Annotated in this window: 9 protein-coding genes; 7 read left to right on the top strand and 2 right to left on the bottom strand. The window is 25.3% G+C overall.

The window, feature by feature from the left end:
- Window positions 1-76: 76 nt before the first annotated feature.
- A complete protein-coding gene (locus EXC28_RS00045; protein WP_112541168.1) occupies window positions 77-4030 on the bottom strand; it encodes an FIVAR domain-containing protein in 3954 nt (1317 codons plus the stop codon).
- Window positions 4031-4500: 470 nt separating this feature from the next.
- Between EXC28_RS00045 and mnmE the strand changes: the two genes are divergently transcribed.
- Both mnmE and rlmD read left to right on the top strand, forming a co-directional pair.
- Complete coding sequence (gene mnmE, locus EXC28_RS00040) at window positions 4501-5838, top strand: tRNA uridine-5-carboxymethylaminomethyl(34) synthesis GTPase MnmE (protein WP_029330587.1); 1338 nt, start codon at window positions 4501-4503, stop codon at window positions 5836-5838.
- A gap of 1 nt (window position 5839) precedes the next feature.
- A complete protein-coding gene (gene rlmD / locus EXC28_RS00035) occupies window positions 5840-7177 on the top strand; it encodes a 23S rRNA (uracil(1939)-C(5))-methyltransferase RlmD (RefSeq protein ID WP_029330588.1) in 1338 nt (445 codons plus the stop codon).
- Window positions 7178-7201: 24 nt separating this feature from the next.
- Here rlmD and EXC28_RS00030 read toward each other — a convergent pair whose 3' ends face one another.
- A complete protein-coding gene (locus EXC28_RS00030; RefSeq protein ID WP_029330590.1) occupies window positions 7202-8833 on the bottom strand; it encodes an MATE family efflux transporter in 1632 nt (543 codons plus the stop codon).
- Window positions 8834-8987: 154 nt separating this feature from the next.
- Between EXC28_RS00030 and ftsY the strand changes: the two genes are divergently transcribed.
- The 5 genes from ftsY to EXC28_RS00005 are packed head-to-tail and all read left to right on the top strand — an operon-like array spanning window position 8988 to window position 15107.
- Window positions 8988-10049 carry a signal recognition particle-docking protein FtsY gene (ftsY, locus tag EXC28_RS00025; protein WP_029330592.1) on the top strand — a complete coding sequence of 354 codons (1062 nt, stop codon included), beginning with the start codon at window positions 8988-8990 and terminating at the stop codon, window positions 10047-10049.
- A complete protein-coding gene (locus tag EXC28_RS00020; protein WP_029330593.1) occupies window positions 10042-10257 on the top strand; it encodes a sigma factor-like helix-turn-helix DNA-binding protein in 216 nt (71 codons plus the stop codon). Before ftsY ends, EXC28_RS00020 begins: the two co-directional genes overlap by 8 nt.
- A gap of 42 nt (window positions 10258-10299) precedes the next feature.
- The gene (locus EXC28_RS05135) at window positions 10300-12912 is read left to right on the top strand and encodes a hypothetical protein (RefSeq protein WP_129695081.1); all 2613 of its coding nucleotides are present in this window, start codon (window positions 10300-10302) and stop codon (window positions 12910-12912) included.
- Window positions 12866-14704 (top strand): MGA_1079 family surface serine endopeptidase, encoded by a 1839-nt coding sequence (locus EXC28_RS05130; RefSeq protein ID WP_422385894.1) that lies wholly within the window; start codon window positions 12866-12868, stop codon window positions 14702-14704. The genes EXC28_RS05135 and EXC28_RS05130 overlap by 47 nt, the downstream gene beginning before the upstream one ends.
- Window positions 14705-14738: 34 nt before the next feature.
- Complete coding sequence (locus EXC28_RS00005; RefSeq protein ID WP_129695079.1) at window positions 14739-15107, top strand: hypothetical protein; 369 nt, start codon at window positions 14739-14741, stop codon at window positions 15105-15107.
- Window positions 15108-15269 lie beyond the last annotated feature (162 nt).

Raw genomic sequence — 15269 nt, 5'->3', positions numbered from 1 at the left:
TCATTAATAAATAATAATCAAACAAAAACCACATTTATCTTTGTGGTTTTTGTTTTAAATACACTTATATATTAATTTATTGTTTCTTTAATGAGTAAGAAAAAGTAGTATCAGAACTAAAAACAACTTTTTCTTTATATTTTAGTTCGTAATCAATTGTATATGTTCAATATTTAGTGAATTTTGCAGCTTTTACGTTTTTAATTTCTATTGTTAATTCTTTAGGCCCATAAACAGTTCATGAATATTTTATATTTTGTCAATTTTCATATAATTTGTCACCTGTAGGTGAAAATACAACATAATAATTTCCATTATTAATTTCATTATCAACATATCTTTCGTATTCTTCTTCATTTAAAAGATTTTCAATAGTTGAAGTTCTTGTATATGTATGATTATTAATTGTAATTCTATATTCAATATTCACATTGTGTGAATTTTCTGTTTGAACCTTAATATTTAATATTTCAATATTATAATCCTTATCAATTAATAAATCATTTGTTTCAGTATTAATGAATACAATATTTTTCGCCGAAATTTGAGATGCAGGAATTTTTTGTATATTATATTCACTTGATAATATTGGCTTAATTTTTTCTAATAACAATTCATTATTCTTTTCATCAGAAAATACTTTAACTGGTAAATTTTTAATCTTAATATAATCAGATGCATAACCATATGTTATTTTAACTACTCAATCTGAATGATTTATATCATCTTTGTTAATTTTAGAAGAAACATACTCTAAAGTGATATCACTATATTTGGTCTCTTTGTGTTTTGGATTTATTTTTATATTTGTTTTATTTAATAACAACTCTTTATTATTTATATTTTGTATTAATTGATCGTTATAATAAATATTGTAATTTTGAAGAACATCTTCAATCATATATCCTTCATTATCTAAGGCGATTTTTTTAAATGAATTTAAATATTCATTGTTTTTTGCGATACTTTCATCAACATTCATTACACTTAATGGAAAATCATCAATATTTCAATAAGTGTAGTAAAAATATGCATGAATTCCATTTAATACAAAAATAGGATAAACATTAAGTTGTTTAGTATTTCCTTGATCATAAATACGAGAAACATATTTTATAAACATATTCGAATGATCAAAATCGGTTTTTCATCTAATTCCAATTAAATTTGAATCAAGGTGTGTTCAACTTGAATTATTTATTTCTTCATGTGACAATTTCTTTAAATCGTCATTTAAATATAAACTATAAAATTCCGTTCTTTTAGATTCCGCAGAACCGCATAACTCACCCAATTTGTATAAATCTTCTTCTAAATTACTTGAATCATCAATAGCAGATTCAACATTATCTTTTAATATAATAGAATTTCCTAATCATTGATTTTCATATGAATATGAATAAGTAATATTTAATTTATATTCTCCGTTTTCTTCTAACAGTTGACAATCTTTAATATTTCAATAATAAGTTTGAATTTCTTTATCTGAATCATTATTATTGTAATTCAATTGTAAAAACCATTTCAACATTCTATTCATCAATTCTTTTTTACTGTACTTACTAAAAATATTATTTGAAATTAATTTTGATGATGTTTTTTCGATTGCATTATATATTGTTTTGACTTTAAATTGTTTTAATTGTTCATCAACCAAAGACAATTTAAAACGTGATTCAATATTATTTATTTGTTCTTTGGTTTTAATGTAAAGAGAATTATCTTTAATGATATTCGTATATGGAAGTATATATGTTTTAGAAACACCATTTACCGCATATTTAAAATCTGGATAATTTTCTCCATTAACTAGTTTTACACTATAAACAATTAAAATGTTGTTGTTAGATAAAATCATTTTTTTAATTTCATATGTTGTTTTATCTTTAACTCTTTCGGGCAATTCAACATCTGAACCCACAAAATCATTAATTGTTAATTCATCGAATTTCTTGTTCAAAGATTCTTTTTTTAATGAAAAAATTCTATTTGAATATCTCAAAATTATTTCATTTAAAATATCATTTTCATCTGTTATAAATTTTTTGCTTTGACTATGTGTAATTTGTAAATCTTTATATTTAATAGTGGTTAAAAATTTCAAAATTCCTTGACTTTTATTTGTATCATCAATTTTGGTATCTAATATTGATAATTCATCATTAGTATTTAAAATTTGATTATTAAATTTCAAAACAGGATCTTTAAATAAAGAAACATCAATGTCATTAATCATTACCAAATATTCATCAGAAGGTTCTTTAAAAGTAAAGGATTCTACATCTATGTTTGATAAATATTCATAATTTGCAATATATGTTAATTTTAACTCTTCTATGTTTTGTTGAATATCTTGAATATCTTTCTCTAAAAAATTAACAGTTTCATAAGTTGCTTTATTAATATGATCTTCAGATAGCGAAATCAACCCCTTTAAAGGATTCATATATTCATCGTGTTTTGGTCAAGATTTAGTTTTTTCAATAATTAAATTTGCATTTCTTATTTCATTTTTAAGTTTTTGAATTACACCATCTAAATATTGCTTATGTTGAATGGCAGTATTTGCATCTTTAATCGCATCATCTAACACTTTAATTGCATTTTCAACATCAGATAATGTTGCACTTGCATTATCATATACTTTTTGACCATCGTTAATTGCAGTTGACAACGCTTGTTTTACAACTTCATCAACTAAATCAGGATTAGTTTCAAGTGATCTACCTTCATTAATTTTAGCTAGCAAGTCTAATTTCAAAGCAGCGATGTTGCGTTTAATTTGGTTATCTTTAACCTCTTCAATAACTTTATTCAATTCATCTTTAGCTTTATCTAGATCATCTTTACTACTATCTGGATTATTTATTGTATCTTTTGCTTTATTAATTGCATTATCTAAATTAGTTTTATCATCATCATTAGTTAAATTAGGTAGCGTTGATTCACCATCTTTAATTGTTTTATCTAATTTATCTTTACTGTCAGCAATATCTTTGTTATGTTTAGTTAAAATCGATGCTTTTGCATCTTTAATCGCATCATCTAACACTTTAATTGCATTTTCAACATCAGATAATGTTGCACTTGCATTATCATATACTTTTTGACCATCGTTAATTGCAGTTGACAACGCTTGTTTTACAACTTCATCAACTAAATCAGGATTAGTTTCAAGTGATCTACCTTCATTAATTTTAGCTAGCAAGTCTAATTTTAAAGCAGCGATGTTGCGTTTAATTTGGTTATCTTTAACCTCTTCAATAACTTTATTCAATTCATCTTTAGCTTTATCTAGATCATCTTTACTACTATCTGGATTGTTTATTGTATCTTTTGCTTTATTAATTGCATTATCTAAATTAGTTTTATCATCATCATTAGTTAAATTAGGTAGCGTTGATTCACCATCTTTAATTGTTTTATCTAATTTATCTTTACTGTCAGCAATATCTTTGTTATGTTTAGTTAAAATCGATGCTTTTGCATCTTTAATCGCATCATCTAACACTTTAATTGCATTTTCAACATCAGATAATGTTGCACTTGCATTATCATATACTTTTTGACCATCGTTAATTGCAGTTGACAACGCTTGTTTTACAACTTCATCAACTAAATCAGGATTAGTTTCAAGTGATCTACCTTCATTAATTTTAGCTAGCAAGTCTAATTTTAAAGCAGCGATGTTGCGTTTAATTTGGTTATCTTTAACCTCTTCAATAACTTTATTCAATTCATCTTTAGCTTTATCTAGATCATCTTTACTACTATCTGGATTATTTATTGTATCTTTTGCTTTATTAATTGCATTATCTAAATTAGTTTTATCATCATCATTAGTTAAATTAGGTAGCGTTGATTCACCATCTTTAATTGTTTTATCTAATTCATCTTTAGAATTTTTAAACTCAATATTAAAATCATTTTTATTAGTAAAGTAATAAAAACTTGAAGCAATTGTTGAAACTGTAAGTCCAGTCAAAGATAAAGAAAGTAAAATCAATTTTCTTTTTTTAATACTTGACATTTATTTCCCCCTATTGGATTTTAAATTCGAACATATTTAACTGATTTTTGCAAAACAAAGACAACAAATTTAAGCAATCAAATTACTTAAATTTGTTGTCTTTGTTAAAATTTCTTTTGATTATTTCATTTTTTAAAAGAGATTCAAAAATTATATATATATATATATATATATATATATGCAGTTTTATTAAAGTTTCTAAATATACTAAAATCTATCAATTTTCGAATTCCTTTATACACAAAATTATATCATATAAAATATTAAAAATATTTTAAACAAATTGATAACAAAATGTTAAAATTATTTGCTTTTTATTAACATAAATATTTCTTTATTTTTATATTTAATTTAAGGCTTTTTTATTACTAATTAACAATATAAACAACTCTTTTTATTTTTATAGATTTAACAAACTTAACTTTATTTCAATTTTAATATTTTAAATATATTTTATATAATTTTATATTATGACTTATAACGATACAATAGTAGCAATTTCATCTGGAAATATTAATCAAGCAATATCTATAATTAGATTAAGTGGTGAAGATTCAATTAAAATTTTACAAAAAATCTATACAGGTAAAATTGGGACTGATAAAACAATAACATATGGAAATATTATAGATAATTCAACGGGTAAAATAATTGACGAAGTTTTAGTTAACTTCTTTATCGGAAATAAAAACTACACCGGTGAAGATACAATCGAAATAAATGCACATGGTGGAATTATTGTAACTAATAAAATATTAAATTTATTAATTGCAAACGGTGCAAGATTAGCTGAAAGGGGCGAATTTACCAGAAGAGCATATTTAAACGGTAAAATAACTTTAGAAAAAGCAGAAGCTATTAACGCTTTAATTCACGCTAAAACAAATAAACAAGCAGAAATTGCTATCTCACAATTTAATCCTCAAATAAATCATTTAATCGAATCATTAGAACAAGAAATACTAAATATTATTTCAATTGTTGAAATCAATATTGATTATTCAGATTACAATGATATTGAACAAATCAATATTGATAAATTAAAAAAATTGGTTAATGGATTAGAACAAAAAATCAAAATCATAATTAATAAATCTGAAAACGCTAATGATATCTATAGAGGAATTAATGTTGCTATTGTAGGAAGACCAAACGTCGGAAAATCATCATTATTAAATTTATTAATCGGTAAAGAAAAAGCTATTGTAACAAATATTGCAGGAACTACAAGAGATATTGTTGAAGGCGAATTTGAAATAGCTGGCATTTTATTTAAATTAATTGATACAGCAGGTATTAGAGATACAAAAAATAAAATTGAATCAATTGGAATTGAAAAATCTAAAGAAGCTATTAAAGAAGCGCAAATTGTTATTCATATTCATGAGCCTGGCAAGAGAGAAAATAAAGAAGATAAGATAATTAAAGAATTATCAAAAGATAAACAATATATTGATGTTTTGAATAAAAAAGATTTAATCAAAACTAAATTACCCTTAAATAAAGTTTGCATATCAACAAAAGAAAAATCTTTATGAGAACTAAAAAGTAAAATGGTAGAAAAATACCAAAATATAAATTTAGATGATAAAGATATTCTTTATAACCAAAGACAACTTTCTTTATTGAAATCAACACTATTAAACTTACAAGAAGTTAAACAAGGATTGGATGCAAACTTCGGACCTGAAGTTGTTATTTTAGACTTAACTAAAGCGTGAGAGAATTTAAGAGAAATATTGAATAAAAAACATGACAATGAAGCGTTGTTAGACAATATTTTTTCAAAATTTTGTTTAGGAAAATAAAATGATGGAAATTAATTCAATTCTTAAAAATATTTCAATTGAAGAAATTAGCTATGAAGGATATGGGGTTAATCGACAATTTGATAAACCTATTTTTGTATTAAATGGAATCACTAATGAAGTAGTTGATGTAAAAATAATTCAAAAGGGTTCAAAATTTTATTTAGCAGAAATTATTAACTTTATAAATAAATCACTTAAAAGAACAGAAATAAATAATCAAGAATTATATAAATCTGGTTCAGCATCTCTTATGCATCTAGCGTATAATGAACAATTGAATTTTAAAAATGAAATAATTGAGAAATTGTTTAAAAGAAATAATAATTACGAGATAAAAAATCGTATTATTTCCTCAATATCTGAATGAAATTATCGAAATAAAATAACTTTTCAAATTAATATAAAGTCAAATAAAATTGAATGTGGTTTTTATGAAAAATGCTCACACAATATAGTTGTGCAAAAATCACTAGATTTAGTTATTCCTTCTGTTAAAAAAGTTAGTGAATCAATATCAAGAATTTTTAATACCGATAATAAAGAAATTATCGAATGAACAAAACAAATTAATTTACAAAACATTACAATTCAAGGTTCAATATATGGTAGTGAAACCTTTGTGGTGTTCAATGTTTTAAATGATTTAAATAATAAAGAAATCATTGATTATATATATAAACAAACAAATGATTTAAATACAAATTTTGTTGTTAGTGTTGTTGAGAAAAATTTAGTAGTTATTAAAAAGAGTTATATTTATCACAATTCAACAATTGAACACAACTTTGATAATTTGATTTTTAAACTTGATTACAATACCTTTTATCAAGTGAATGAAGCACAAATGCACAATATGTTTGTTTGAATTAAAAACAAAATAAAAGAATTGAATTTCACAAAAAACACTTTATTAGACACTTATGCTGGTGTTGGAATAATTGGAATGATTTTATCAAGTGAATTCAAAGAAGTAACATCCATTGAAATAACTAAATCAGCATTAGAAAGTTTTAATAAAAATAAAACCTTAAATAATTTAAATAACATTGAAATGGTTATTGATAATACTCATAATTTTTTAAAAAATACAAACAAAAATTTTGATTTAATAGTGTTTGATCCTCCAAGAAATGGTTTGGATAACGAAACGATAAAATTAACCGCGGGTAAAAATGTTAAAAACATTGTTTATGTTAGCTGTAACCCAAGAACGTTGTCAAGAGACTTAATAGAGTTTGATAAATACGGTTATGTCATCCAAGATGTTCAAACTTTTGATATGTTTCCTCAAACACCACATATTGAGACTGTTGTTATAATACAAAAAAGAAAATAAAAGTCGACAGATGTCGACTTTTTATTAAACTGCAATTCTTTGGCTTCACTTAATTCATTTAAATGATTTTCATCTCAATTCAAATAATATACTTCTTAACAGAGGATCTAATGTTGAAGCTAGAATAATTAAAATAAATATAGTAGATTGAGTTAAATTGTTTTTAAAGTAAACAATTAAATAGATTGTTGTCAATTGAATACCTAACATACAAATTATCGCAACTAATATAGGCATTCAAACATCATTAGCTGATCATAGTGCTCTTAATGTTGTTAAGTTTCCAACATCAAACACAGCCTTTGCAAATGCAATAAACATTATGATATAACCAATTTTACTAATGGTCTGTGTGTTGATACCAAACAACATTAATAGAGGGTGTGTTAATGCAAATCCTAATATTGAGAAAATAATTTGAGCATAGGTACCAAGTTTGAAACATTGGTTTGATGTGTGATATGCTTGAGTGTAATTTTTTTGTCCAATTTCAATTGAAACCAAAACATTTACAACAACACTTAAAGATAATACAAATGTAGTAAAGATATCAAAAACACCATTCATCGCCCTAAATAGCCCAATATATTCTTCGTTTAATTTAGCAAAAGGAATTGAGTTAGCTACAAAATATTGCGCAACAAACCAAATTCCATGTTCTAATGCAATAGGAAAACCGATATATAAAACCCTTTTAATGAATTTATTGTTTCAGATCTTAATTTTGTTATTAAATTTATCTTTTTCTTTTTTATTGACAATAATAACTAACATAATGTATGCAACGATTAGTTGTGTTGTTGCGCCAACTATCGTTTCAAGTGAAACTCATATAACAAAATTATTATTATGAACTGCGTATAATCAAACGTAAGTTCATATTAATCTGACAATTAAACCAGTAACTACAGCAATCATTGAATCAATATTTTTCTTCATTCCTTGTAAAGAAGCGATGAGTATTTGAGCAATACTAAAGATAAATAAATCTACCGTTGTGATTCTAAAGAATTTGATCGCAAAATTCAATTCATTAATTTGAATAACAATTGCATTTGTGTTGTTAAAAGTAATTACATTTTGGTTTGGTAATACATACTCGCCACCATTGATTAGTAAAGTGTTTTTGAAATCGATGTTTATAGGGTGTTGTTTAATCAATTCTAAGTTATTTAAATATATTTGATAATCATCTTTATTTTTTCAACCCAACAATATTTCATCTTTAGCACCAGCGAGATTTAACAACATAGGTGCTAGGAAAAACATTAATAAGTAACAACAGATATTAATAATAAGAGAAATTATTGACGCAGAAGAAATTACGCTTTTTATTTCGTTATAACGTTGCTGACCATATAAATTAGATACAACAACTAAAACACCCAATTGAAACATTATTGGTAGAAAGGTCATAATTTTATAAATTGTTACTATTTTAGAAAATAAATAAAAGTATGCACCATTATATGAACCATCAATGTGATAAACACGATTAAAGTAAGTAGTAGCAATAGCTGTTGCTAAAGTTATGATGTTTAAAATTAGTGTTTGAATAAAGATTGGTAACACTAATTTAAATATCTTTTTAAAGTCTTGAATCTTCAAAAAATTCAATCATCAAACTCGATTGTTTACTGCTTTTTTGCTTTTCATTTGTATATTATTGTATTGAATTTAAAAAAATCTTGAGAATTTTATATAATATTAATGATTACAAAATATTTTACCAGAGCGCAAGCTCTGTTTTTTATTGCAAAAAGCAGTAAATTAAGTAAAATTATTTATAACATAAATAAAAGGAGCAATCGTGGGATTCTGAAAATCATTAAAAGAAAAGTTGTTTGGAACTGAAGAAGAGCAATTAGCAAAGAAAAAAAGAAAAGAAGAAATTAAACAACAAAAGAAATTAGAAAAAGAATTAAAGAAAGCAAGTAAGTTAAATACATATGTAGCCGGTATGTCTAAATCTAATATAGCTTTTGTCGATTCAATTAAAACTTTACAAAATAGACACAATAAAATTGATGAAGAATTTTTCGAAGATTTAGAAGAAATTTTAATTATGTCTGATATTTCAATAAAACTTGTAAACATCATTATTGAAGAATGTAAAAATGAAGTTAAAAACGAAAATATTGTTGATCCAAAATTAATTAATGAGATTATTGCTGATAAATTATTCTCAGTATATGCAAACGATTCAATCATTGATACAACATTAAACATTGATAATGAAGGTGTAAATGTTATTTTAGTTGTTGGAGTTAACGGTTCTGGAAAAACAACATCAATTTCTAAAATTGCAAAAATGCTAATTAATGAAGGTAAAAAAGTTTTAATCGCAGCCGCTGATACCTTTAGAGCTGCAGCGGTGGAACAACTCGAATTTTGAGCTAACAAAGTTGGTGCAGATATTGTTAAACCGTTGCCTTCTGAAAAAGATCCAGCCGCTGTAGTTTATAAAGCTATTGATAAAGCAGAAGCTGAAAATTACGATGTTTTAATTGTTGATACAGCAGGAAGATTACAAAACAAAGTTAATTTAATGCAAGAACTAGCCAAAATTAATAAAGTATTGCAAACAAGAATTCCTAATGCTCCACATGAAAGTTTATTGGTTTTAGATGGAACAACAGGCCAAAACGGAGTTTTACAAGCTAAATCATTTTTTGAATCAACACCACTCACTGGTATTGTTTTAACAAAAATGGATGGAACATCAAAAGGTGGAATTATTCTAACTATTAAAGATGAATTAAATTTATCGGTTAAATTTATTGGGCTAGGTGAAAAAGTTGAAGATTTAGCTGAATTTGATTTAGCATCATACATATATGGTTTAACAAAAGGACTTGATAATAATGAATAAAGATGACAGAGATTTATATATTGAATTATTAGAAAAATATCAAGAATTACTTTCAAAAAGTCAACACCAAATTATGGTGTTATATTATTTTGAAGATCTTTCTATAACTGAAATTGCCGAAGAACTTGCTATGACCAGAAGTGGTGTGCATGATGCTTTAAAAAAAGGAAGAACAAAACTATTGAATATATATGAAAAGGTTAAATAGTAAGCAAGTGCTTATTATTTTTCTGTTTTTAAAGGAGAAAATATGTCAAAAAATTCTAAATGAACTAAATTATTATTTCCAATTTTAACAATCTCATCTTTACCATTGATTTCAGTAGCTTGTGATCGTAAAGATAAACCGGTAACACCAACTCCAGAACCCCAACCAGAACCCAATCCAAACCCATCAAATCCAGAACAACCAGTAAATCCAAATCCAACACCAGAACCCCAACCAGAGCCCGAAATTCCAGTTAACCCAGGAACCGACATTGACGAAAATAATGCAGAATTACTGTCAAAAAAGAAGCAAGAATTATGAGACCTTATTGAAGAATATAATAATTTGCGACAAGAATATTTTAGATTGGTTGGAAAACTTTCTATTGAAAATGAAAAAAGTTATCCATATTATTCGCTAAAGATTCTGATTGGCGATCCGAAATTAAGCGAAGTTATTGAAGCGTATGAAGGGTTAAGTAAAACCAAAGAAGCATTGTTAAATGACATAGAACCATTAAAGACAAGGGGTATGTTATATTATTTAAATGAATTGTCTAATTTGCGTTCTAAATTGTTATACAACAAATACATATTAATGGAATATGAACAAGACGTGACGAAATATGATGAATTGTTAAATGTGTATTATGAAAAAACTTCTTCAACAGATTTTTGAGAAATATCAGCATATTATACAAATGTTGATCTTGCAGCATATGAAGCTGAAAGACAAGCAACAAAAGTAAAAATAGAATGATATTCAAGTAAAAAACTTGCATTTGATGAATTGATGAATAATTTAGCATTGTTAAAAAGTAAATATATTGAGCACAATTATTTAGATGATAGTTTTGATGATGTTGAAAACATAACGTGAAACGACAAAGAAAGTCGTGTAGATGTTTTAAACAAAATTTCTGATTTGGAGGAAAAATACAACAAATTAAATGATCGTTTTGAAAGACTGTTAAGTTCAGAGAATGAAATTAGAAATACTTTAATAGAAAAGATTAAACCATCTTTAGCAAATTATGAAGCAATTGTTCCGAATTTAGACATTTTATCAATTGATAACAATAACATTTCAGCTTATGTTAAAAATTTAAAAACCGGAGATGATTCGGTTGTTATAAAAGATATATCAATTGACGAAAATGATAATCATATTTTAAATATTACTTATGGTATTTCTTATTACATTGATACCAAAAGGGAATTTACCATTACTAAACAAATTATTTTTAATAAAGATATTCAACCTAAATTAGATGCTATTGTTTATGAAAATTTAGACGAATTATTTGACATTAATTATGACAAATTAAGTCAATCATATTTAAGTAATTTAAGAGATGATATAGAACAACTATTTATTAAAAAACATAATATTGTTAATAAATATTTTGAATATATGATGGATATAGATTCAATTCAATATCGTGATAATAAAATATTTGCCGATATTCAATTTATTAATAAAAATAAAGTATTGAAAACCATTACTTTGTCATCTAATCAAACAGTTTCATTTCTAGATGAAGCAACAAAAAATATTAGATTTAATTTTTCGGATGAATTTAAAGCGAGTCAATATTACTTAAATGGAATGGAATCGTCAAATAGAATTAATTACTATTTATTAAATTTTGTTAATCCAGAAGTACAAAGATTATCAAAATCATTAACATTTTTAAATCTAGTAAATAATGGTTTTGAAGGTGAACAGATATTGACATATGATGAAAAAATTGATATTTTAAATAGATTTTTAAAATCTTTTGTTCAGTTAGATTCAACTTCTCACATTAACCAAGAAGCAATAGCTAATTGAGAAATTACAAATATCGATAACGAGTTTATATATAAGATTGACAACTCAAGTAATACCTTGAAATTTGCAGTTTTAGTTACAAGTGCAACTGGTGCTCAATATAAGTCACATATTGATGTTCGTTCAAAAGATTATGCAAAAATTATTGAAGATAGCAACAATGAAAAAGAAATATTAAAATTAATTTCATCATCAACAGCAGGAAATATATTTAAAACCTTTGAATATGATGAAATTACCAACTCAGATGTAATAGCTTCTGTGGGATATGCTCATTTCAATGAAATATTTAGATTGCCTCGTCATGGTAGATATGCATTAGTTTTACAACCTAAATATCAACCAAAAATTGATGATGTTAAAGGTACTTTAACATTGAAATTTACTTACACAAAAGACGGAGTTGTTGTTAACCAAAATAATCCAGCAAATATATCAAAAGAATTTACTTTAAGTTACTTTAAACCATTAACAGCTGATGACATATATCCAAAAAACAGCAACGCTTGATTTACTGATGCTGATTTTACTGGTTATGAAAAACCACCGGTTGATATTCAAAATAAAATTAATTCAATTAATGGAACTGATTTTGAATATAACTTAACCGACGGCAAGAAATTAATTGACGTTGATATTCTATTGAAACAAAAAGCATTTAATAAGTTGCGTTATTTATTCAACTTTACTGGTGAAATTGCAAAAACAGACGAAAATAATGGCAAATTCGGAACTGATGGATTTAATAAGGAAACAGAAATAGCTCCAACTATAAATAAAGAAAAAATTCATTTATCAACCGATAAAGAAAACCGACGTTAATGTTAATAGTTTATTAAAGGATTATTTCGTTTATTACTACAACGTTCGTGGTGGAACGAGAAATAATCTCGGAACTTTGACCTTTAAATTAGGTTTTATTAAAAAAACAAATACAAATATTAGATTTTCAACAACACAAGAAATCACATTAATTAACTTAAAAAATGATTTAAAAACCGAAATTTATCCCGAAGTAATGGTTAACAGATTGACATTAAATGATTTACAATTGCGTTATGAAAATGATTCATATGGTTTATGAAAAGGATTATCATCTTATTTACCAACTGATATTGTTGATATGTTTAATAATGAACAAACCAGATCATTGCTAGATAATTTAATTTCAGTTAGAGAAATTCAAAAATATAACAACTACGCAATAAGAAATAGTGCGTTTAAAGTAGCGGAAGTTAAATTGCCAAATAATGCCAATGGTACTATCTTTATCCGTATGAAATATTCAGAAAATAATGTCGAAAAACAAGGAAATCAATGATTTAAAATTTCCGGTTTAAAAAGAGATGGAACTATAGATAGTAGTAATTTATCAAATTACGAATTAGCTAAACAATTAGATCCAAAATTAACTACATTTAATCATAAAATGACTAAAATCTTTTTAGATGATGCAAATGTATATCGAAATCGTCATGTTGAACTAAGCGAACAAGAAAACAATTGAAGATTAGAATCTAATAAACGTGAAGTTAATTGATATTTAAGTCAACCTCAATATATAAAGCCATATCTAAAATACAATACTGATTTTAAAATCCAATTGCATCTATTTGCAGGACCAATTGTTTTAGATGATTTAAGATCCGTAAGAATTAGAGAATTAAATACAGGAATTAATGTTGATTTTAATTGAAGCGATCTGATTAATGGTGAAGTTGTGAAACATTTTAGTTATCATTTTGACACTAAAAACGGACCAATTGATATTAATGCGACATTGAATATTGATATAAGAGATGATTATGATATAAGATTCAAACTTACATTAGATAATCCTGAATATAAATTTGCAATAACTGACTATACTAAAAATACAAGAAGCAGTTTATGAGAAGTATTTGATGCAAGCAATTCTGAATGAAATACATTTAATCCAGAGAAGGCATTTTATATAGATAAATATGCATCATATATAAATGTTGAATATGTAAATAATATTGGAAACGAGGTATTTAGTGATACCCCAACAAATGTTATTGATTACAAAAACATGAGCTATACACAAGAAAATCAACCATTAGTGCTTTATTCAGAAGGAAAGAAAGATAGATTATTTAAATACGATCCAAATCAAAATCTATTTTATAAATTTCATGAGGGTTATAAATTTAATAATGAATTTTTACATGATTCATATATAAGGGATCATAGTGTTGGTGAGATATTGTGGTACAAATCATTAGCGTTTAATAGAGGTTCAACATTTGCGATTTCAAGTGTTAGTGATAAAAATCCGGGTTTATTCTACTTTATTACTAACAACCACGTTATTGACAACCCAAATAATACAGGGCCTCAAAATAACAGTTTTAATGGAAATTATTTATTAACCAGAAATGGAAATAATTTTGAAAACAATCGGGATGCTGGTTTTGGTTATTGAGGTGGATTGTATGCCGATTATATACAAGCATTACCTGTATGAACTGGAAGAAATCAAATTAATAAAGATGGTATAGTAACAAATAACTTTGTTGATTTAAGCGTATTTATCGTAGATATTAAAAGATTATTGAAAAAGCGAAAGAAGATGGTAGATTCCAACTGCTAAATTCTATGAACATTGATTTGAAATACCAAGCGATATGTATTCACCAAGCTCTCTTTCATATAACACACCATTTAAAAAATACAATAGTACAGAACTAGGTTTTATTGGCTATCCATATGGTAAAAAAGCCGGTTATATTATTAATAGAGTTGATTATACAGACAATCGTCATATATTCAATAAACAATCTAGTTTTATGCCAACATTTTATAATGCTGGAAATAGTGGAACTGGAGTTATCGATTCGAACGGAACTTACGTAACTACAATCAATTCAGGTTCTCCTTTAAAATCACTAACAGCATGAGATGTTTATACAAAAGAGTATAACTATTTAGGTCTTCACGGTCATAGTTATAGTGTAGAAGATATTCCTCAAAATTCATTATTGCCAACATTTTAAAACTTAATGCTGATAATCCAAGTTTATATAAACTAAATGTTTTCACATATTTTATTGAAGAGGAGTAGAAAAAAATGAAATTAAATAAAAAAGATTTAATTGCAATAATAAGTTTATCTTCAGGAATTTTGGGTGAGCAATTTTGTGACCATCAAAGAGTAA

Origin of the sequence: Metamycoplasma cloacale (genome assembly GCF_900660735.1) — a bacterium.
GTDB classification, from domain to species: domain Bacteria; phylum Bacillota_I; class Bacilli_A; order Mycoplasmatales; family Metamycoplasmataceae; genus Metamycoplasma; species Metamycoplasma cloacale.
This window is presented reverse-complemented; position numbering and strand designations above follow the sequence as displayed.